Raw genomic sequence first — 19747 nt, 5'->3', positions numbered from 1 at the left:
GCAGTTTCATCTGGACCAGGTGCCGACAGGGCGCCTCACTTGATAGGCAAGTCACCACTTGCCTATGGTGTTGGCTATGGCGGAGGATGTCTTCAAGGCACTGGCCGACCCCACCCGTCGGCGCATCCTTGATGAGCTGGTGGAACGCGACGGCCAGACCCTGTTCGAGATTTGCACACGGCTGGTGACCAAACACGGACTGGGGCTGTCCCGCCAGGCGATCAGCCAGCATCTGGCCGTACTGGAATCCGCGGGTCTGGTCCTTTCGCGGCGCCAGGGCCGCTACAAGTTCCACGATCTGAACACCGAACCCCTTGAGCGCATCGTGACCCGATGGCTCAGGCCCGAAGCACCGGAGAGCACCCCATGAAGATCCACCTGTCCAGCGTGTTCGTCGATGACCAGGACAAGGCCCTGCGCTTCTATACCGACGTGCTGGGCTTCGTGGAGAAGCGCGACGTCCCGCTGGGCGAGGACCGGTGGCTGACCGTGGTCTCGCCGGAAGATCCCGACGGGACCGAACTGCTGCTTGAGCCCTCCGGCCATCCCGCGGTGGAGCCGTACAAGACGGCGCTGGTCCAGGACGGCATCCCGGCCACCTCCTTCGCCGTGGACGACGTACAAGCGGAGTTCACCCGGCTGCGCAAGCTCGGGGTGCACTTCACCCAGGAACCGCTGGAGATGGGCCCGGTCACCACTGCGGTTCTGGACGACACCTGCGGCAACCTGATCCAGATCGTGCACAGCAAGTAGGGACCCGGCGCAGGCGCCAGCCGCGATCTACCGTCCGCGGTCAGCGATTCAGGACCTGGGCCTCGACGCTGGGGATGCTCTCTGACGGCCCGGCGGCGGCGCCCAGGCTGGATGACGGCCCGGGATGTCGTGTGGCTCTAGCGGTTTCGCGCCGGGCGCTCTGCCTGCACGTTCAATAGACAGCCGAGCACCAGTACCCACGCGCCGGACATGGTGACGGTGGAGCGAACGTAAGGGTCCTGGATCAGCAAGCCACCGACCAGGTGGACGACAAGCGCGGCAGCATTCGTCAGCTGCGCCCAGCCGAACAGGCGCGGGCGGACGATGCGCCGACGCCGCCAGGACGGCAGCCAGCCCCAACCGAGTGCAGCCACTCCACAGATTGCGATCAGCAGCGCCGTCAAGCCGATCAACAGGTCGCTGTAGACACCCACGGCTCGTCCCCCCTTTGGGCGTGATCATGGCATGCCACCCAGCAAGCCGGCTAGGCACTCTCGTCTGGATCCTGCCTGGCCCCGCCCACCCTCCATGGGCCAACGGGGTTTACGTCGAATCGGCTGACTCGACGATCACGGGGAATTCCATGTTCAAGACCTCAGCGCGGGGCACGGCCGTTGCGCCGTGGACCTGGCCGCGCTCAGCGTCGACCGAGGCTGCCCACGCAATCTGGCACGGGGTCCTCACAACTCCACGCGAGACTCGGCGGCTTCGGGATCCCCTGCGTCCCCGCGCCGGAGAATGACGTGGGCCGGGTGGAAGGGCAGTGCGCGCAGGGCGGCTTTCATGACCCTGAACAGAGCGTCGGCATCCCGGCCATACGCGTAAAGCAAGGCCTCACCTCCACCGAACTCGTTGCCGTCCACCTCACCCGCACCCGGATTTGAGGCACCGTCCAAGCGTCGTGTGACACCCGCATTTGGAGTTCGATCGCTGCCCCTCTACTTCACGCAGGCGCGGGCTTCCGACTGTCATGCTGGGCCGCTCAGGGATGTGGCTGTGCCGTCGCTGAGGCAGTCGAAGATGTCAGGATCGGAAGAGCTGTGGGTGCGGGCAGAGCTCCGGTGGGTCGCCCGGACGGTCCGCCCACTTCCACCAGACATGCCGACCGGGGCACCGCCACAGCATGCGGCAGGCTCGCGCGCCATCCTCGTCCCTCCGGGCGAGGGCGAAGCCGCCAGCAGTCATCGGCTGGTCGCACGCGGGACACATAGGCGGGTGTCCGGGCATGGGCCCAACATACCGTGGCGCCAGGCGGCAACGACATGAGCTGACCGGGGCGTTTCTCCGGTCGGCAATAAAGCAGCCCGGGCTGCTGGCCTGGGGTTTTGATAGTGCACGCTGTCCAAGTCTGTTGGTGCCTCGGAGGCGGCGGTACAGGGGACCGTATGCCTGGGCACCTGCGTGCTCTTCGACGGTCGGCCGGGCTCGCTGCACCGCAGTGGACGACTCCGAACGCTGCCGAATGAAGTCGGCCGCGTGGCGGCACACGAGAACGAGGGCACTGGGTCGCTGCCTGGTGTCCCTACGGCCGTGGACAAGTGGGCTTCCTGTCTCGGCGGATCACCCGGCGATGGAGCAGCCAGACACTGACGAGGACCAGTACTGCCCCAGCGATGGGCCAGGCCAGGGACCCACCGTCGCGGTAGTCGCTGATGGCTCCTGCCAGGAGGAACACAGAGACTGCAAGCCCCCACCAGTCCACGGCCGCGTCCAACAATCCCGCAGCCTTCGTAGACTTGATCACGGCTCGATCCTAAGGGAGTCCTCCAACTGGTGGGCCTGTTGGGGCGCTAGGCGGGCCTGGGCGGCGTGATCTCAGCGGATGATCCGAAGTAGATCGAGCCGTTCTCCGGATTGAGTGAGCCGCAGTTCGAGAGCTGGTGGCGCTGGTGCGCCGTCGTGGCGGTGATGTCCAGCGTGGCGGTCCGTGGCGTCGGTCTCTAGCTGACCGAGTGTTGCTGGTGGCCACTTACAGGCGCTCGAACCTCACGTTGCGGCGCCCGGTCAGCGACACCCGTTCCACGCCGCTGCTGGCGATCTCGCCGGCCGCGCAAGGACACCGGTCTATGTCGTGGACGGCACGACTTTTCGAAGAACTGCCACCCCCACGGTGACCGCGTGACCGGGCCATGTACCTGTGGACCGTGAACTTCGGCAATCCCCTCACCTTCGTCAGCCGCGTCGTCTACGAGGGCAGGGTGCTGACAGATCAGGACATGCAGGGATCTGGTGGCGTGGTCGTGGAGGAGCTCAATCATCCCTTCTCGATCAGCGCCCCAGCGTGCCGCCGAGCTCGAATTTTGGCTCGGGCCGCAGTTCCGTGACGGACGCGTCTCCCTGTCGGCTCATGCCGAGTGCTTGTGCAAGGCTGCGTTAGCCCGGAAGCGGAGTCGTCCGCAGCGGTCCTTGTCTTCGTCGGTTGCGTCGTCGGCGCAACAGCAGTGCTGCGCCAGTCGGCGCAAGTCCTCCGGGTCGAGCCAGAGAGCGATACGGCCTTGTGCGGCCTCGGCTTGCGGATCCGTGGGCTGTGGCGACTTCATGAGCCCCGACTGTATGCCCAGCTCTCGATGTCTCATGGCTGGGTGAGGATCCAGGTGCGGAGGAGTTCGAACGAGGTCCGCCCGTACATGGCTCGCTTGAGCGTCTTCACTCGGTTCACGTGGCCTTCGACGACGCCGGAACTCCACGGGAGGGTGAGGCCGACGGTGTCAGTGTCGAGTCCTGGCGGAGGAACCGGCGAAACCCCGCATCGGTTTCGGGCCGTCCTGTTCGGCCTGACGAATCCACTCCAGCAGCAGGTATCCACGCCGGTGACGGACGAGATCGACGAAGGCTCGTGCGAGATCGCAGGCGTCTGGGCAACCCGGCCCAGTGCCGCATCGACGAACTGGCCGCACTGGCCCGCACCCGCCTGAAACGCATGCAGTACCCGGCCCGGCTTGCTGGACGGCTTCATCGCCTAGACCAGACTCGTCCCGGCCCAAACCATGACGTCACCCCAGACCGAAACCTCAATAGCCGACGGCGTCGGCCTGGGCTCGAGCCCGGTCGCGGAAATACGCAGCCGCCCCCACCAGCACCGCCGCCCCCAGCCCGTACAGGGGCAGCCACAGAGTCGTCGTGACCGCCAGGCACTCGGCAACGGCCTTGCGGGCCTGGACTTCCTGCGCGAACGCCAGGGCAGCACCGTCACTGCCGGCCAGGTTCCCCAGCGCGGACTTCACCTGGAGGGCCTCGTACCTGCCCATCAGCCCGCACTCGCTGCGCGTGCCCGGCATCGGGAACAGCCAGGCCCGGCGCTGCAGCAGGGGTGCAAGTGCGATCGCCACGCACAAGCCCACGACCAGCGCGTACGCGACCAGGCCGCGCATGTACGCCGAGCGGATGTCCGGCGTCCACTGCGACCGTCGCTGGAAGGCGACCATCACCGCAAGGAGCGTTACCCCGATGAACGTGGCGAACCACTGCCACGAGCCCTGGGCGAACGCGAACGTCAGCACCGCGGCGAGTCCGATGCCGATGACCCCGGGAGCGGGAACGTCATCGCCTGCTGCAACAGATGCCGGCCTCGGGATCACTCGGGGGCTGGAATCACTCACGGGCCTCTCCTGCACGGGGAGCCATCAGCATCCGCCGCGGCGCGCCGCGGCCCTGGGCACCATGCCGTACGGGCCCGGCGCCTCGCCTGGATGGCCCGCACCTGGTCAGCCGCCCGGGCCACTGACCGGGGGGCTGCCTGGGCCGTGTCTTCTGGATCATGCCCGGTACGCGCTGCCTGGCACCGCACCTTGCTGCATTGCCAGAGCGTCAGACGACGTCCAGTGATCGGGCGCCCGCCTTGCGACGCGCGGCACCAGATGCCGCCGCTCTACCGGCTTGATCCGAAAGAAGCGGCTCAAAGGGCTGCCCCGTAACTTCCAAGGGGGCAAGCGAAAGCGCCGTGGCAACGGGAGCCCGCCCCGGCAGCGGCCTCAGGCTTCGTCGCGGTTCAGTGAGGCGGCGCAACCACGCAACTGTCCGCCGGAAGCCTCCAGCCACTCGTCCACCACGTCGTGGGACTCGTCCAGGGCGGGATCGTGACTCCCACCGGGTGCGTAGGCCGGGGACCGGTCCGCGTGCAGCGGCAAGTGGGCGCAGTACCAGGCCCGCATGGCGCCTGCTCGCTCCGCGTCCGTGCCCGTCCGCAGATAGTCGAGCAGTGCTGTCATGACCCGCCGGCGTCCGAATGCGTAGAGCGCCGGCTCGATGAACCAGCGGCAGAAGCTGGGGTCCGGGTCGTAGACGGAAGCGGCCATCAACGGGGCAAAGAACTCCTCAGGCAGGCCGGCGCGTTCGAGCAGTGGCTTGCGCACCACATGGGCCAGGTGCCGCGCACGCCGGTCCTCCGGCACGCCGGCCGCGTTCCCGAGGTCCAGCAGCCGAGCCACCTCGGCTGCGCACGACAGGAATGAGCGTGCTTCTGCCTCGTTGCATTCCTCATCGGCCATGGCAGCATTCTGGACCGGCCCGGGACCAAGAGGCAGAGAGACGTTGGTTGCTGATCCGTGAACCGAGGCTTGTCGCTCAGCTCAAGGATCCGGACACCGTGGCAGGAGCAACGCGCAGGCCAGCAGCGCGGGCCACGCTGAGCCGACCTTCGATACGGAGGGCTCATCACCATGTCCGTGAACGGATCGGTGTCGACGACGACTGCGGTCAGGGTCACCTGCGCCCGAGGTAGACCCCCAACGCCCGCTGCAACACCTTGCCCTGGCTGCCCACCGGCAGTTCCCACTCCCCCAGGTACTCCACGGCCCGCCCGCCGGTCCCCGTCTTGAAGCGGAGCCGGCCGAGCAGGCGGTCCTCGGTGAGGGCGGGGGTGATGGAGCGCAGGTCGTACGTCTCGGCGCCCGCCGCCCGCGCGTCACACAGCATGCGCCACAACAGCGCGCTGCTGGGCCGCAGTTGGCGCCCCCGGCGGCCGGATGCGGCGTACGAGTGCCAGGCTCGGGAGCCGACGTTGATCATGAGGGCCGCGGAGAGCACCTCACCGTCGTACTGGGCGAGGTAGAGGCGGAGCCGGTCGTCGTCCTCGGCGTTCAGGGCCTGCCACATGCGCCGGAAGTAGTCCAACGGGCGGGCCTTGAAGCCGTCGTGGGCAGCGGTCGCGGTGTACAGGCGGTAGAACTCGGGCAGATCGGAGGCCGAGCCCCACGAGACACGGACGCCTGCCGTCTCGGCCGTGCGCAAGGACTGTTCCCAATGCGGTGCGAGGGCGCCGCGAAGGTCGTCCACCGAGCGCCCCGCCAACGGGATACGGCAGCCGTAGCGCGGCTGACCGAGGCCGAAACCGCTGCCGTCGTCCTCCTTGCACGGCCGCCACCCGAGCCGCCGCAGCCGCTCTGCGGCGTCGAGCGCGAATCCGTCGATGTCGGCCGCAGGCAGATCGTGCAGATGACGTACGTCGGGGGCGGCGATGCCCTCCGCCACGGTGGCCGCGTCCCAGTGACGTACGACCAGGGGCGGCCCGATCCGCACCGAGAACGCCCCGATCCGCTCCAGATGGGCGACGAGCGGGTCCAGCCATCGCTCCAGACGAGGGGTCCGCCAGTCGATCGCGGGGCCGTCGGGAAGATACGCGAGGAAGCGCCGCGTCCCGGGCAGCGGCCGGTACAGGACGAGCGCCGCCGCAACCATCGTCTCGCCCTCGAACCAACCGATGCTCTCCGGCAGCCAGTCGGGCTTCACGCCGCCCCACTCGGGGATCTGGAGATGGCTCACGTCGGGAGACAGCCGCAGGTGGGCCAGATGTTCCTCGCGCGGGATCTCCCGCACGTACAGGCTGGTCATGGGTAGGGTGCTCCTGCTCGGGGCGGCCACCCTAAGCCCGGGATCACCGGACGGGTCAAGAGTTCACGGCAGTGAACTGCGCCCACACCTGCTTGCCGCCGTTCCTGGGCGTGACGTCCCACAGGTCCGCCACAAACGCGATCAGGAAGATACCCCGCCCGCTCTCCGTATCCCAGTCGGGCTCGGTGTACCAGACCAGCACTACAGGCGAACGATCGGCGACGTACAACCGAACTCCGCCTTCCGGCAGCTTGCGCAGTCCCAGATCGCCCTCGGGCGTCTCCACTCGGATGTCGGCGGGGGAAGCAGGGCTTGACGGCGGACCGTCCGCTGCATGCTTCGGGCACGGGATGCGATGGACCGCGCCTACGCGCAGCGGCTGAACGTCCCTGCCCAGGCCGAGTACCACGCGGGTAGCCGACGGGTACACGGCAGCGCTAGCCGCTGCGATCACCAAGGACTCTCGGCCCCGCACGCCCCTGCCCTCTTCGAGCTGGTCACGGGAGGCGGCGCAGCCAGGGCATGCTGGCTGCTCCACGACGAGGCGGTGCCGGGGCCGGTCGTGGGGAGTCCCCTTGACACCCTTCCCCGATCGGGCGGCGCCGACATCCCATCCCTGGCGTGAACCCTTTCGATGAGTTCGGCGAATAGGGGTGTAGTCGACCGCCGGCAGATACGGAGACCGCGTGAACAGCCCGCCCGAAAGACTCACCGAGGACGCCTCGGTCATAGCAGAGTCCCTGGAGCGTCCTGACATCTTCGGCGAACTTTTCCGGCGCCATGCCGCGGACATCCACCGGTACGCCGCCCGCCGGCTCGGTGACACGAGTGCCGACGACATCACAGCTGAGACCTTCCTCATCGCCTTCCGAAAACGGGCGGGCTACGACCTGGCACAGCCGAGCGCGCTGCCGTGGCTGTACGGCATCGCGGCCAATCGCATCGGCGAGCAGCGCCGCAGCGAGGTGCGCCGGCTCAGAGCCATGGCCCGCAGCGATCTCCTGGCCAATGCAGAGCCGTGGACGGACCGCGCCGACAGCCGCGTCACGGCCGAGTCCACACATCGGCTGTTCGCAGGCGCCCTCGCCGCGCTGCCGGCCAGGGACCGGCATGTACTCCTGCTCGTGGCGTGGGCGGACCTGACGTACCCGGAAGTGGCCGAAGCCCTGTCCATCCCCGTCGGAACGGTCCGTTCACGGCTCAACCGCGCGCGTAAGAAGCTCCGCGCCGCGGCCGGCGCCGCCGCGCTGCCCGACCCCGCTCGCAACGATCTGAGCCACGCGCAGGAGGCGACCAGTCATGGATGACATGCAGATTCTCCGGGAGATCGGTGCCGATGTGCAGGCTCCAGGCCACGCGCGGCTCACCCCGGTACGCCAGAGACTGCTCGACGAGATCGCCCAGCCCCGTCGCAGGCGCGGAGGCTGGAGACTGGCGGTGGTGAGCGCGGCAGCAGCTGTCGTCGCCGCCGGGCTGCTGACGGTCGTGCCGACACCGAACGCGGGTCCGCAGGATGCGGTCAAGCCTCCGCCGCCGCCCATCAACTACGCGGCCATCACCACGCCCCGCGACACTGAGTGGATCTACCGCAAGGTCGCGGTGTACAAGGCACCGCTGAACTTCGTCAACGACCTCAACCCGATCACGATAAAGGACCGGACCACAGGGAAGGAATACACAGGGAACTACGCCAGATCCGACTACTACGAGGAATGGCGGAGATTCGGCGGCAACGAAGCACGCCGCCTGGAAGCCGACGGCTACGAAAGGGCGGCGGACGGTGGCTGGGGTGCACCCAAGGAGATGCGGAGCAAGGTCGCGAAGCTGCCCGACGACCCGGCCAGCCTGCTCACCGCCCTGCGCGATGTGATCCCGATCGAGGACGACCTGCAGGAATCGACGAACAACGCCAACTACCGGCGCATCGTGGAGACTTTCTCCTCGGTCGACCTCATTCCGGCACGGGTGCGAACCTCCCTGTTCCGCGCACTCGGCACCATCCCCGGAGTGCTGATCGACAACAAGCCGGTGAAGGACGCGGCGGGCCGAACGGCCCTGGCCGTCTACGAGCCGGACTCCAAGCACACAGCATCGCTCAACCTCCGCGTCGAGCTGCTCCTCGACCCGAAGACGCACCAGTACCTCGGTGAGCGCACTCTCTATCTCGCCGGCGGGAAAATCGACGGCAAGATCGGCACGGAGGACACGGTCGTGGATAGCTCTGCCATGGTGAAACTCGCAGTCACAGGCGCCTTCCCCGAGCGCCCATAGGGGTTCTGACCGCTCTTCCGTGACGACTACGCCAGAAAGGCGGCCCGCGTCCAGGCCGGCCGGCCACCGCGCAATCAGCTGAGCAGCTCGGGACGCTGTCGCCGAAGGCACCGGGGTTGGCGCCAGGCTTGGGCCTTACGGATGTGCGGTCAGAACCCGATGCATGGCCATCTCGATGGATAGTTGGCCAGCGCTCCAGTTTCCCGTCGTCATGCGGACTGCTGCGCAGCACCATCTGCGAAGCCGAACTGACTCCAGGCTCGGACGCTGGTGGGTGTTCCGATCTGCGATGTCGTTGAGTTGCCATGCCAAGTGATCTGCAAATTAGCGGAGTTGAAGTTGAAGAGGGCGAAGCGGGGGATGAGGCTGGCGGTGTTGACGGCGTGCGGAGGCGGGCCGGCTGGTCGCGCGACCGGCAACTCCCGGGCGGGGTCTCCTGCGCGGACGGCTGGCCACACCCTGCTCGTGCGCCGTAACGACACGACCCGACGAGCTGGCCTGGTACCTGTGCTGGAACTCCCGGCACCGGTGGACAACCATGGCCATGCTCGCCCACGCCTTCCTCACCGTGCCGGCCACCGTGATGAACGCCGCCGGGCCCACCACCGACGAGGCCGGGCTCACCGCGGTCACGCTGGCCGAAGCACGCCGCCTGTTCACAACGCACCTGGCCCGCGTCGTGCTGGTGGCATTGTCGCCAGAGGGACGAGGCCCGAGGATCTGTTCGGTGGCCGCGGTGGTCAGCCGGCTCCCAAGCATGCCCACACTCAGCCTGAACAGCCGAAACGGCCCGCCGAACACCCGACGGACCGTCATGAGATGCCGATGTTGACGCGCGCTTACGTAGTCGAACTCAGTGGTTTCACCGATGTGCTCGGCCGTTGCTCTGCGAGAGGGTGAGGGCGTTCTCGGGGGGGCGGGATATCCGAGGCTCTCGTCGTGTGACGGTGGAGCCGGAGGCTTCGCGTTTCCCGCGGAAGTCAATCTCACAAGGTGAGTCTTCCTCAACTAGTTTCGTGGAGACGGATCATGCGCATACCTGCCCTGTCTGTCACCGTCGCGGTCGTGGCCGCGACGGTAGCGGGAGGAGCGGCTCCGGTCGCGGCCGCCACCGTGGTCAGCCCGGTCAACCTGGCGGCCGGTACCGGCCGCCACCACAATTCCGCGACTGTGACCTATGAGCGCGTCGACGGCGCGGTGAACTCGGTCAATATCATCTCGGTGGAGGCCTACTCCGGCGAGCCCGACTGCGTCTGGGTGGAGTGGAACGACCCGAAGGACGTGGGTGACGGTTGGACCGCCCTCAACTCCGAGCCTCCCTGTTACGGCAACAACCTGCTGGAGACGCCCAACCGGATCATCAAGGCGCCGAAGGGCTATCAGCTCAAGGTGCGCTTGGCTGCGTATCACGGCTCCGAACTGGTACATAAGGACATCGCAAAGCTCTAGGCTGTTTTTCGGATCACCTCGCTGACCAGATGAATATGGCTGCGATGTGGAGTCAGGCGAGCCAGTGGGTGGCGGTCTTGTCGTAGCGGGTGGCCAGGCCGCCCCACTGTTTGAGCTTGTTGATGCAGCGTTCGACGGTGTTGCGTCGCTTGTATGCCTCGCGGTCGAAGGCTGGCGGACGGCCGCCGTGGCCGCCCAGACGTTTGCGGTTGGCGGCTTGGTCGGCGGGCAGCGGGCAGCGGGCAGCGGGCAGCGGGCTCACGGTGCACTTCCGCAGCCGGTTATGGACTCCTTTCCACGACCCGAACTCGGCGGGCAGATCCATCCAAGCGAGCCGGTCCGGTACTGCCACGCAAGATCGTCGATCACCTGTCGGTGATCCCGCCACCGCCCACCTCCCCGAGGTGTCCGGTCCGGCAGCAGCGGCTCGATCCGTGCCCACTGGGCGTCAGTCAACGACGCACCAGACCAACGATCCGATGATCCGAAAGAAACGGCCCAGGGCGACGGAGCCTGCCAGACCATTGCGCAACGGCAGGCGACCCCCTCACGAGGCACTTCGTCACGGCGTCGGCGCCTCGAACGGCCACGCCGTGGCGGAATGCCGACCTGGCGGCGCCGACGACGCGGACCACCTGGTGCGGGGCGGCTTCAGTCGTCGCGCCCGACACCGCGATCGGGTGCGCTCATGTCCCCCGTCCCGGGCGTGCCATCGGCGAGTCCGTAGCGCAGGTACACGGTGCCCTTCGGACTGGCTATCGGCGGTTCGAGGAGTGTGACGTTCGTGGGCACCGCGCCACCGTCGAACACCTTCTTCCCGACGCCGAGCACGATCGGGTGCACCCAGAGGTCGAGACGGTCGAAGAGCTTCTCGCGCAGGAGGGTCTGCACCAGGTTCAGGCTCCCGACGACCTTCACGTGCTCGTGCCGGTCACGGATCTCGCACACCGCGTCGGCCAGATCCGGGCCGAGCTGCGTCGACCTGGCCCACGAGAGGTCGGGCCTGCCGCGGGAGGCCACGTACTTCGGGACGCTGTTGAAGAGCGTGGCGATCTCGTCGTCCTCGCCGCCCTCCTGGTACGGCCAGTAGGCGGCGAAGATGTCATACGTCCGCCGGCCGAGCAGGAGGGCGTCCGTGCCCTCGTACGCGGCACCCACCTGTGCCCCGGCGATTTCGTCCAGCAGGGGCGCCTGCCAGCCGCCGAACGGGAACCCCACCGGGTCCTCGTCGGGGCCGCCGGGCGACTGCCCTACGAGGTCGAGGGTTGCGAACAGCTCGATGTGGATGAGGCCCATGCTTTACTCCCCATTGGTTGGCTCGGTCGGGAGGTAGACCTGTGGGCGCCGGCAGACTCATCGCTGCGATGCGCCCAGCTTCGTACTCGTCGACCGCCTTGCTCGGTGCATCGGTCAGCACCCGTCCCGCGGTCAGCGTCCTTGCGACGCCCGGCAGCAGGGCTGGGCAGGTATGCCGTGCGCCTTGATTCAGGCCGCACGCCCGATTCCTCGAACAGCACATGCCGACCGATCTTGAAGCGTGCAGCACGGTGTCCTGCTTACGCCACCAGGCCGGGACGCCGCACCGGCACTCCCCACTCACGGTAGATCACAGGCCGCGTCCAAACTGGGTGGCTGCCCTGCGTCCAGCGTCACCGCAGTCACCGGCGCGATCTACGGCTGTGGTACTAGACGATCTTGATGCCGAGCGCGAATGCTCTGATGGTGCCCGGTGAGGAGATCTCGTGGTCCTTGGATGACGCCCTCGTGCCCTGGTTGATCGGTTCGAGTCGCCACAGCAGTTGCCCGGCCCCGTTGGCGCGTGCCTCTGCCCCGATACCGGTCAAGGCGAAGTCCCCGGAGAGCTGGGTGTCAACGGACGGATGGGCAGTCTCGCTGCTGCCATTGCTTGCCTCCCCGCGCTCGACCCTGCCAATCCCGGGCAGGTTGGTCCGCAGCCCGATGGCGAAGGTGGTGATGGTGCAGGGGCTGGAGACCTTGTGGTCTTTGGACCGGGCCCGCCACCTTGGGCCGATCTCGGGGAAGGAAGCAGTCGCCAGATTTCCGGCCCCGGGTGGCCAGTTCACGCGGAAACCGCCGCTGATCAGGGTGAACCCGTTCGGGACGCTGATGCCGAGGTCGGGATGCGCACCCTCGCTGCTGTCAGCCTGCTGGTAACGGAGATGACTCAAGAGATCGCCGCGGGACAAACCGTTGATCTTCAAACCGATAGCAAAGCCCTGCAGGCGGTGCGGATTGGGCACGTCATGGTCCTTGGAGGACACCAACCACCTCGACCGGTCGTTGTGCGGGAACGAGGCGGTCAGCAACGCTCCTTGCGGCGTCTCTGCCCCAATCGCCCCACCACCGACCACCACCATGTCGTCGGGAACAGAGACAGGGAGCTCGAAAAAGTGTGCCGAAGGTGCTGGCGCCTGCTCACGGAACACGGCGATGGTGACCTTGCCCGATGCATCCTTGTGCTCAAAGAGCTTGTCAGCCATGGAGAGCCCCTTTCGCTTCGGACTGGAATGGGCCGAGCGGCCCGCGCAGACTGCGCTTGAGACCCGCCCAAACTCACACGCCCCGCCTTGCCTCGCCCTTCGTGCACGGCCAAACGAGTGACCGGCCATCCCGCCGACGTGCCTCCTCAAGCGAGTCCCTGCTAGCACCTACTTGCCAGGGGAAGCTGCGGACGCTCGTGCGTGTCCCCTCCCTCTGTACGGCTCGAGAATGAGCGCCTCACTTGGCGAGAGCGGCCATCTGAAGCGCTCGGTCACACCTGTACGACGGCCTGCCGACAGCGCTCTGGCGGCTGGGCCCGAGCCATTCCCCGAGGATGAATGCGAGGCATGAATGAGCACGCCGCCGCCCGCGCCGTTGCGGTACGCGGTCGGCGCACCCCGCCCCCAGCCGGTCCGCTCCCCGCCGGCCTACCGGGAACCGCCTGAGACGGTGAGAGCCCAAACACCGTCGGCTGGCTTGTCCGTTCACAGAATCGCGGCCAGAGCCATCTCCAAAGATCCCCATCAGCGGCTTGCCGACGCTGAAAATACGTACTGCTCGACCTGCTATTCCAACCGGCAGAGTCCCCGAAACCAAGCGCCGCCGTCGACTACCGTATCTGTACCTACGACTTCACCTGGCAGACGCGGTGCCGACAGCATCCGTCCCCCCACCAGCGAGCGCCGCTGGGGGTCCCCGCGCGCCCGCCAAGAAGTGGCACGGTGTTCGGGACGCCACCGAGCCGGGCGCCGCCTGCCCCCAGACCGGCCTCATCCCGCCGGTCGGGCCCAAGTCCAACGACGAGGACTGCCTCTTCCTCAACGTCACCACCCCACGCACCGCCTTCACCAAGCCCCGCCCGCGTGGACACCTCCTGAAGATCGGATCGTGGGGTCCTGGGAGGAGGTGTCCGGTGGCTGCGAGGCGGTATTCGGAGGCGGCGGCCGTGGAGCTCGAATTCAACACGAAGTCGCTTCCGAAGCCGATCGCGAGGCGATGCCCTTCGTTTGATGAGCCCCGCCCTCGCGCCAGCCTCCGAGAACGTTGGCTCCCTAGCCGGAAGAGTGGTTACTCTCCCCAAGGAGATGAGGCGGCCGCCAACTCCATCCTTGTCACACCGTCGGTCTGACGTTCGCGCAGCAGTTCGCCGCCAATGGAGTAGCGAGGCGCCGCGGCGTCTGACCGAGCAGCTCGTTCCACGATGGCGTCGACCAACGAACGCACCATGTCGAGACGGGGGTAGGCGGCGTGGATCTCCTCCTGCCATGCAGAGGCCAGCTCTGCATGGCGCCCAAAGTCCATCCCCACACCTTCGCGAGTGAGGTAACTCAGCAGTCCTCGGCGCTCAGCAATGCCAGGGGAGGTATGCAGAGCGATAGCCTCCCAGACGCGGTCGATGTCCGCTGTGGGAATGCCATGTTCCTGCAGCAGAGCTGCCGCCAGGTCGGCACCCTCCACCTCGAAGCGGGCTTCGCCCTTCGCGAGATTGCCGGTACCCAGATCGTGCAGGACGGTTGCGGCGAACAGCAGGTCACGATCGTATGCGGCATCTTCCAGACACCCGTCGCGCTCAGCAAGTAGCTGCGCGAAATAGAAACTCCGCACGCTGTGGTTGAAGACGGAAGTGGTTTCGGAGTCACGGACCGCGGAGACGATGGCCTCGGCCAACGGGCCAGTCGGAAGCTCAAGCGAAAAGTCCATATGTGCAGGCTAGGCGTCCCGAGTCCAACCACGGCAGGTGCATGCGTGCCACCTGTCGCAACATTCGTGCCATTCATTCGACTGACTAGCCGGATCTGCTGCGCCGGTTTCTACCAAGGATCGCCTCCGGTGAGTACGTCTTCGCGCAGGGCTTCTCTGAGCCGGGCGCCGGCTCGGACCGGCCGGACGGCACGGCACGGCACGGCACGGCACGGCACGGCACGGCCACCGGTGGGTACTGACCGGGCAGAAGCTGTGGTACTCCGGCGCGCACAAGGCAAGCTGGACGTTCGTCCTAGCCCGGACCAACCCCGACGCCCCAGCACATCACGGCATCAGCATGCTCCTGGTCCCCTTGGATCAATCCGGCATCGACATCCGTCCGATCCGCGACCTCACCGGCGAGGCGGACGACAACGCGACGATCGAACTGGGCCTGCTCGATCGCCAGCGGGGGATCAACCAGCACTGTGTCAGTGACAGCCGCTGAGCATCGAACTCTCCGTGAGGGCAGGCGTGTGCGCGGACGGGTGGACGGTGGTTGACGACAACGATCGGCCGGAAATCAAGCCTTGCTCAGCGGGGCCGAGTTGAACGTCTCGCGGTACGCGCGGGGCGGTACTCCGACGTGGGCTTTGAACAGGGTCCGGAAGTTGGCCGGCGTGCCCAGGCCGCAGCGCCGTGCGACCGCTTCCACTGTCAGGTCGCTCGATTCCAGGAGTTCCCGTGCGAGGCCGAGCCTTGCGTCGAGTAGCCAACGCATGGGCGGTCGGCCGGTGTCGGCGTGAAAGCGGCGGATGAGGGTGCGACGCGACATCCCGGCCTGGCGCGCCAACTGGTCCACGGTGAGTGGCTGGTGCAGGTTGTGCAGGGCCCACTCGTACACCGGCGCCGGTCCGTCGTCCGGGTCGGGGCGCATCGGCAGGTCTATGAACTGGGCCTGACCGCCCGTGCGGTGAGGCGCGGCGACCAGCAGACGTGCTCGCTGGTTCGCCAGTCGGGTGCCGTGATCGCGGCGGATGAGGTGCAGGCACAGGTCGAGGCCGGCAGTGACGCCGCCGGAGGTCAGCACTTGGCCTTCGTCGATGTACAGAGCCTCCGACTGTACCGTCACCTGTGGGTACTGCTTCGCCAGTGTTGCTGCGTACTGCCAGTGTGTGGTGGCCCGTCGGCCGTCGAGCAGGCCGGCGGCGGCAAGGGCAAACGCGCCCGAGCAGATGGACACCATGCGGCTGCCCCGAGCTGCCGCCTCCGCGAGCGCGGCGCTGACCGCGGCGGAGGGGGTGTCGGGCTCCAAGTACCCCGGGACTATTACGGTGCCTGCGGTAGCCAGGGTGTCCAACCCATCGGCAACCGACAACACGGGGCCGCCGTGCATCGCGACGAGCCCGGGCTGTTCCGCACACACCGTCAGCGTGTAGGGCCCATCCGGCCAGCTCCCGAAGACCTGCACGGGGATCCCGATGTCGAGTGCGAGGACGTTCTCGAGAGCCACCACGACCACGCGGTGCTTTCCGCCTGACATCTCACCTCCCACGCCGATGGCACGATCCTATCGCTACATGGCATGCATGCCAAATAACTCCTTCGCCCGGATCGCACCTACGGTCGCCTCATGACTGACAAAGACATCGCCTGACGGACGTCGCACTGGTATCAAACACCGCCACCCTCACCGGTGTCGGCCCCGAGCCGGTCATCTCCACCACCACGGAGATCCTCCGACGCCAGCCGGACGGTGGCTGGGCCCGCGTGGTGGACGACCCCTTCTTCGGTAAGAGCGTGGCTCTTGGATCGCCTGGTCAATGGGCACATAGGGGCGGGCATCGTCGTACCGGCGCTGGCGCAGCAGTACCGGCTTGCGGTGCCCAGGGCTTCGACTGGGTTGTCAGTGACAACCGACTCCATCGGTAGGTCGGTGTTGACTCCACTTCGCGATCTGAGGTCCAAGATCTGAGGGCGAGACATGACTCCGCCCTGTGTGCCCAGGTGTTGCAGTTGTCCGGTACTCGTTCATCGGCAGGGTAAAGCAGATGCGACTAGCGTCCGACCCTGCCAGGCTGCGCGCCATGGACCGCGAAATGATCTCTCGGCTGTCACGCACTGATCACCCAATTAACAGCCCTCTTGACGATGCGTCAGTACGCCGACTGCTCCATCGAACCGTGGTCCGGGGCGATGAACGCGTACTCGACCTCGGCTGCGGTGAGGCGGCTTGGCTCCTGCGGACCCTGGCCGCTCATCCGGATGTGACCGCCGAGGGCGTCGACAACTCAGCTCAGGCCCTGGCCAAGGCCCGGAAGGAAGCCGCCAACCTGGGAGTCGAACAACGACTCGTACTTCACCACCAGGACGCCACAGAGTTCGCGTCTCCCCACACCTTCGACGCAGTGCTCAGCGTCGGTGCCACCCATCCCTTCGGCGGTCTCCTGCCCACCCTCGACGCTGCCCACAGATACCTCGTCCCCGGCGGCCGCGTCCTGGTCGGCGATGCCTATTGGGAGTGCGAGCCCACCACCGAAGCCCGCGAGATGCTGGGCGAGTACGAGGACCTGGCGACCACCATGGACCGCGTCGTCGCCCACGGCTGGACCCCTGTCTTCGGACACATCAGCACACGCCAGGAACTCGACGACTTCGAGTGGTGCTGGACCGGATCCCTGGCGACGTGGGCGCTGGACCACCCCGAGGACCCCGACAGCGCCGAGGTTCTCGCCGTTGCCTCCACCCACCGCTCTCAATGGCTGCACAGCTATCGCGACAGCTTCGGCTTCATCACCCTTGTACTTCGCCGAACCTCCGAGTGACAACTGCGGGTGGCAGGCCAGGGGCCCGGTGCCCCGATCCTGCAGGGCATTGCCCCGGATGGAAGTGATGGCGCCGTGGGCTGCTGTTCGACCCGTGATGGTGGCGGGCGTCCGCGACCCCAAACGGCCTTCCTCGGGGCCGTGATGTCTAGCCGTCCTTCGTCGCGCGTCCAGATGCCGGAGCTCACCCGGGTGAGGGTCTGACATGAACCGGGCGGCAGCGAATCCGCTTCCAGGTGCACGACATGTACTTGCTCGGCCGGAGGTCCCGCAGCTGCCGCCTGGCCTGACAGGCGACGACTACCTGGAGACGGTGGAGAACGATCGCCGGCGGCGCCATCCGGCTCATGCCGCAGGTCCGCGCATGGTGACCGGCTACCCGACCTCAGGGGCTTCATGGTGATCCTCTGTGCCACGCCAGGAGCGGCTCGGGCCGCCAGCGAGACGCGCCCTGGACTCGACTGTCCGATCCCCACGCAGGGCCCAATTACACCGGTCAACCCGCCGTAGCGTCGTTCTATCAACGACGCTCGTGATGCTGACTACAGCGCGTGGGTTGTTGTCCTCTGCCAGCCGTTACCCGATGTTCCACCTCGCCGCCCCGCCCTCGCCGACGCGGAGGCCGATGGACAAACCTTGGCCCGGTTCGAACCGGCCGACACGGCGACGAGGGAGGCGTCGAGGTCGTTGTCGTAGGCCTCGCGCGCCGGGCCGCCGTCCGTTGTGAGCCTCCAGTTGGCACGGAGCGTCGTTCGTGTGCCATGCGTTGTGGTCGAGGGGCTCGTCGCCAACAGCGGTCACTGCCGTCAAGGGAGAATCGGGCAAAGCGGAGGAAGAGGAATGCGTATCCGCGCGGTCGTTGCCGACAGCGGCAACACCGCCTGGGTCTCAGTGCTCCTCTCATAGCATGCAGATTGATCTTGTGCGCCCCGACCGTCGCCGGCGCCCTCGACCGGTGATACGACGTCCGCAGGGTACGGGTAGAGACCACGCTTCCCCGCCGGATGTGCGACCTGCCGGCCGGCAGAACGGGCGCAGCTGCGAAGAGCCGACGCGACGCCGCCTGATCGGATGTGATTCGTCCGGCGCGCACCTGTTCCGGCGCCGGATTGTCCTGCTGGCGACCTTTTTCGTCGGCGAATTCATGGGCGACCCATGGCCAAAGCAACCCATGATGCGCAAGGATCACGCCCGCACCGAGCCACCCCCCAATCCGGCTCATCACATCCCATCGATGGAGGATGTATATGGCTCGCCGCACATCCCGCGGCCTGGCTGCAGCCACCGCCACTGTGGCGCTGTTCACCCTGGCCGGCCCGGCCGGTTCGGCTTCGGCCTCCGGATCCGCTCCGACTGCGCCGCAGGCCCGCGTCTTCATGGTCAATCCCGTCCAGTCGTCCGGTGATCAGTTGCTCACCGACGCCAAGGACGCCGCTGGAGCCGTACCGACCTCTGCCTATGCCGTCGCCGCGCTGCGAAACCTGGACGGCAGTGGCGGCCTGTCCGGGACGTGGGCCTCCGTGAGATCCGACACGGGAGCCTCGGCAAAGACGACTGACGTCGGCTCGTACACCCGGCACGACGACCAGTTCGAGCAGGTCATGGCCTACTTCTGGGTGAACGAGGCACAGGAGTACCTGCAGGGCCTGGGCTTCGGCAGGGAACTGCCCGGGGCCAACAACCGAGTCCAGCCGGTCCGTATAAACCAGTGGGGTGCGGACAATTCCTTCTTCACCGACAAGAAAGCCGAAATCCGTTTCGGCAAGGGCGGTGTGGACGATGCCGAGGACGCCGAGGTGATCGTCCACGAGTACGGGCATGCCGTGCACCACGCCCAAGTGCCGGGCTTCGGCACGTCGCTGGAGGCCGGCTCGATCGGCGAAGCCTTCGGTGACTACCTCGCCGTCGAGGTCGGCGCACACGCGGACGCCAAGTACGGCTGGCCGATGAAGGCCGACCTGGCATGCGTCGCCGACTGGGACTCGGTCACGTACAGCGGCGCCCCGCACTGCCTGCGCCGCATCGACGGAAGCAAGGTCTACGGGGACCGGGTGGGGGAGGTCCACGCGGACGGCGAGATCTGGTCCCGCGCGCTCTTCGACATCCGCAACGCGCTCGGGGCGAGGACCGCTGACCGCATCATCATCAACGCCCAGTTCGGTTTCGCGCCCGACACCAGCTTCAAGGACGCGGCACTGACGACAATCGCGACAGCCGAGCGCATGTACGGCACGAGCGCGGCGGACACCGTCCGCAGTGCGTTCAAGGGCCGCGAGATCCCCGGCATTCAGTAACCGCTTCGCCGATCGGTGGCCGTCGCTCGAGGCGGCGGCCACCGATGCGTCGGGCGCTGATCAGGGCGGTCCGGGGGCGTGGGCAATGGCGCCGCCGCCCCCGGCGCTGCCTCCCGACGCGGGACGGCGGTGGGTTGGCGG

General features: G+C 67.3%; 20 protein-coding genes and 2 pseudogenes. 11 read left to right on the top strand and 11 right to left on the bottom strand.

All coding sequences use genetic code 11. The features are described from left to right. Positions 1-76: 76 nt before the first annotated feature. The gene (locus OOK40_RS24825) at positions 77-370 is read left to right on the top strand and encodes a helix-turn-helix transcriptional regulator (protein ID WP_266485955.1); all 294 of its coding nucleotides are present in this window, start codon (positions 77-79) and stop codon (positions 368-370) included. After that, on the top strand, positions 367-753 hold the full coding sequence (locus OOK40_RS24820) for a VOC family protein (RefSeq protein ID WP_266485951.1): 387 nt from the start codon (positions 367-369) through the stop codon (positions 751-753). The genes OOK40_RS24825 and OOK40_RS24820 overlap by 4 nt, the downstream gene beginning before the upstream one ends. Positions 754-890: 137 nt before the next feature. On the opposite strand, the gene OOK40_RS24815 is transcribed toward OOK40_RS24820, so the two are convergent. Further along, on the bottom strand, positions 891-1187 hold the full coding sequence (locus OOK40_RS24815; RefSeq protein ID WP_266485947.1) for a hypothetical protein: 297 nt from the start codon (positions 1185-1187) through the stop codon (positions 891-893). Positions 1188-2589: 1402 nt separating this feature from the next. Here OOK40_RS24815 and OOK40_RS24810 point away from each other — a divergent pair. After that, positions 2590-2750: pseudogene (locus OOK40_RS24810) on the top strand (IS5/IS1182 family transposase); the annotation flags it as partial. Between the two features lie 1014 nt (positions 2751-3764). On the opposite strand, the gene OOK40_RS24805 reads toward OOK40_RS24810, so the two are convergent. From OOK40_RS24805 to OOK40_RS24790, 4 genes are all read right to left on the bottom strand, one after another. Next, the gene (locus OOK40_RS24805) at positions 3765-4352 is read right to left on the bottom strand and encodes a hypothetical protein (protein ID WP_266485942.1); all 588 of its coding nucleotides are present in this window, start codon (positions 4350-4352) and stop codon (positions 3765-3767) included. A gap of 372 nt (positions 4353-4724) precedes the next feature. Continuing rightward, positions 4725-5240 carry a hypothetical protein gene (locus OOK40_RS24800; protein ID WP_266485939.1) on the bottom strand — a complete coding sequence of 172 codons (516 nt, stop codon included), beginning with the start codon at positions 5238-5240 and terminating at the stop codon, positions 4725-4727. Between the two features lie 214 nt (positions 5241-5454). After that, positions 5455-6582 carry a peptidoglycan bridge formation glycyltransferase FemA/FemB family protein gene (locus tag OOK40_RS24795; RefSeq protein WP_266485935.1) on the bottom strand — a complete coding sequence of 376 codons (1128 nt, stop codon included), beginning with the start codon at positions 6580-6582 and terminating at the stop codon, positions 5455-5457. Between the two features lie 55 nt (positions 6583-6637). Beyond that, complete coding sequence (locus tag OOK40_RS24790; protein ID WP_266485933.1) at positions 6638-6868, bottom strand: ATP-binding protein; 231 nt, start codon at positions 6866-6868, stop codon at positions 6638-6640. A gap of 400 nt (positions 6869-7268) precedes the next feature. Here OOK40_RS24790 and OOK40_RS24785 point away from each other — a divergent pair, with 400 nt between their 5' ends. From OOK40_RS24785 to OOK40_RS24770, 4 genes are all read left to right on the top strand, one after another. Next, the gene (locus tag OOK40_RS24785) at positions 7269-7889 is read left to right on the top strand and encodes an RNA polymerase sigma factor (protein ID WP_266485929.1); all 621 of its coding nucleotides are present in this window, start codon (positions 7269-7271) and stop codon (positions 7887-7889) included. Next, on the top strand, positions 7882-8853 hold the full coding sequence (locus OOK40_RS24780) for a hypothetical protein (protein ID WP_266485927.1): 972 nt from the start codon (positions 7882-7884) through the stop codon (positions 8851-8853). The genes OOK40_RS24785 and OOK40_RS24780 overlap by 8 nt, the downstream gene beginning before the upstream one ends. Before the next feature lie 538 nt (positions 8854-9391). After that, positions 9392-9685, top strand: a complete 294-nt coding sequence (locus tag OOK40_RS24775; RefSeq protein WP_266485923.1) for a hypothetical protein — start codon at positions 9392-9394, stop codon at positions 9683-9685. A 197-nt stretch (positions 9686-9882) separates the two neighbouring features. After that, positions 9883-10302 (top strand): hypothetical protein, encoded by a 420-nt coding sequence (locus tag OOK40_RS24770; RefSeq protein WP_266485920.1) that lies wholly within the window; start codon positions 9883-9885, stop codon positions 10300-10302. Positions 10303-10354: 52 nt separating this feature from the next. On the opposite strand, the pseudogene OOK40_RS24765 reads toward OOK40_RS24770, so the two are convergent. The 4 genes and pseudogenes from OOK40_RS24765 to OOK40_RS24750 all read right to left on the bottom strand — a co-directional run. Next, positions 10355-10525 (bottom strand): annotated as a pseudogene (locus OOK40_RS24765) (IS5/IS1182 family transposase); the annotation flags it as partial. Between the two features lie 35 nt (positions 10526-10560). Then, positions 10561-10827, bottom strand: coding sequence for a transposase (locus OOK40_RS24760; RefSeq protein ID WP_266485917.1), 267 nt, complete (start codon positions 10825-10827; stop codon positions 10561-10563). Between the two features lie 126 nt (positions 10828-10953). Beyond that, entirely contained in the window at positions 10954-11598 is a 645-nt protein-coding gene (locus tag OOK40_RS24755) for a dihydrofolate reductase family protein (RefSeq protein WP_266485914.1), read from the bottom strand. 389 nt (positions 11599-11987) lie between these two features. Continuing rightward, positions 11988-12803: a hypothetical protein gene (locus OOK40_RS24750; RefSeq protein ID WP_266485912.1), complete on the bottom strand. Its 816-nt coding sequence runs from the start codon at positions 12801-12803 to the stop codon at positions 11988-11990. A 650-nt stretch (positions 12804-13453) separates the two neighbouring features. On the opposite strand from OOK40_RS24750, the gene OOK40_RS24745 reads away from it, so the two are divergent. Further along, complete coding sequence (locus tag OOK40_RS24745; protein ID WP_266485908.1) at positions 13454-13933, top strand: carboxylesterase family protein; 480 nt, start codon at positions 13454-13456, stop codon at positions 13931-13933. Here the strand turns inward: OOK40_RS24745 and OOK40_RS24740 are convergent. Beyond that, entirely contained in the window at positions 13873-14505 is a 633-nt protein-coding gene (locus tag OOK40_RS24740; RefSeq protein ID WP_266485906.1) for an HD domain-containing protein, read from the bottom strand. The genes OOK40_RS24745 and OOK40_RS24740 overlap by 61 nt on opposite strands. A 238-nt stretch (positions 14506-14743) precedes the next feature. Between OOK40_RS24740 and OOK40_RS24735 the strand changes: the two genes are divergently transcribed. Next, the gene (locus OOK40_RS24735; protein ID WP_323136117.1) at positions 14744-14995 is read left to right on the top strand and encodes an acyl-CoA dehydrogenase family protein; all 252 of its coding nucleotides are present in this window, start codon (positions 14744-14746) and stop codon (positions 14993-14995) included. A 75-nt stretch (positions 14996-15070) separates the two neighbouring features. Here OOK40_RS24735 and OOK40_RS24730 read toward each other — a convergent pair whose 3' ends face one another. After that, positions 15071-16030, bottom strand: a complete 960-nt coding sequence (locus tag OOK40_RS24730) for a GlxA family transcriptional regulator (protein ID WP_266485903.1) — start codon at positions 16028-16030, stop codon at positions 15071-15073. A 544-nt stretch (positions 16031-16574) separates the two neighbouring features. Between OOK40_RS24730 and OOK40_RS24725 the strand changes: the two genes are divergently transcribed. Together OOK40_RS24725 and OOK40_RS24720 are read left to right on the top strand one after the other, a co-directional pair. Continuing rightward, positions 16575-17312, top strand: a complete 738-nt coding sequence (locus OOK40_RS24725) for a cyclopropane-fatty-acyl-phospholipid synthase family protein (RefSeq protein WP_266485900.1) — start codon at positions 16575-16577, stop codon at positions 17310-17312. Positions 17313-18559: 1247 nt separating this feature from the next. Then, positions 18560-19606, top strand: a complete 1047-nt coding sequence (locus tag OOK40_RS24720; RefSeq protein ID WP_266485898.1) for a M36 family metallopeptidase — start codon at positions 18560-18562, stop codon at positions 19604-19606. Positions 19607-19747: the final 141 nt, after the last annotated feature.

It is taken from the genome of Streptomyces sp. NBC_01481, from assembly GCF_026339995.1.
Lineage (GTDB): Bacteria > Actinomycetota > Actinomycetes > Streptomycetales > Streptomycetaceae > Streptomyces.
The sequence above is the reverse complement of the archived record's forward strand: the minus strand, read 5'-3'. Positions and strand labels throughout refer to the sequence as shown.

Coding starts and splice junctions, on each gene's coding strand:
- OOK40_RS24825 (WP_266485955.1), top strand. CDS start 77: ATGGCGGAGGATGTCTTCAAGGCACTGGCCGACCCCACCCGTCGGCGC.
- OOK40_RS24820 (WP_266485951.1), top strand. CDS start 367: ATGAAGATCCACCTGTCCAGCGTGTTCGTCGATGACCAGGACAAGGCC.
- OOK40_RS24800 (WP_266485939.1), bottom strand. CDS start 5,240: ATGGCCGATGAGGAATGCAACGAGGCAGAAGCACGCTCATTCCTGTCG.
- OOK40_RS24795 (WP_266485935.1), bottom strand. CDS start 6,582: ATGACCAGCCTGTACGTGCGGGAGATCCCGCGCGAGGAACATCTGGCC.
- OOK40_RS24780 (WP_266485927.1), top strand. CDS start 7,882: ATGGATGACATGCAGATTCTCCGGGAGATCGGTGCCGATGTGCAGGCT.
- OOK40_RS24775 (WP_266485923.1), top strand. CDS start 9,392: ATGGCCATGCTCGCCCACGCCTTCCTCACCGTGCCGGCCACCGTGATG.
- OOK40_RS24770 (WP_266485920.1), top strand. CDS start 9,883: ATGCGCATACCTGCCCTGTCTGTCACCGTCGCGGTCGTGGCCGCGACG.
- OOK40_RS24760 (WP_266485917.1), bottom strand. CDS start 10,827: ATGGTCTGGCAGGCTCCGTCGCCCTGGGCCGTTTCTTTCGGATCATCG.
- OOK40_RS24755 (WP_266485914.1), bottom strand. CDS start 11,598: ATGGGCCTCATCCACATCGAGCTGTTCGCAACCCTCGACCTCGTAGGG.
- OOK40_RS24750 (WP_266485912.1), bottom strand. CDS start 12,803: ATGGCTGACAAGCTCTTTGAGCACAAGGATGCATCGGGCAAGGTCACC.
- OOK40_RS24740 (WP_266485906.1), bottom strand. CDS start 14,505: ATGGACTTTTCGCTTGAGCTTCCGACTGGCCCGTTGGCCGAGGCCATC.
- OOK40_RS24730 (WP_266485903.1), bottom strand. CDS start 16,030: ATGTCAGGCGGAAAGCACCGCGTGGTCGTGGTGGCTCTCGAGAACGTC.
- OOK40_RS24725 (WP_266485900.1), top strand. CDS start 16,575: ATGGACCGCGAAATGATCTCTCGGCTGTCACGCACTGATCACCCAATT.
- OOK40_RS24720 (WP_266485898.1), top strand. CDS start 18,560: ATGGCTCGCCGCACATCCCGCGGCCTGGCTGCAGCCACCGCCACTGTG.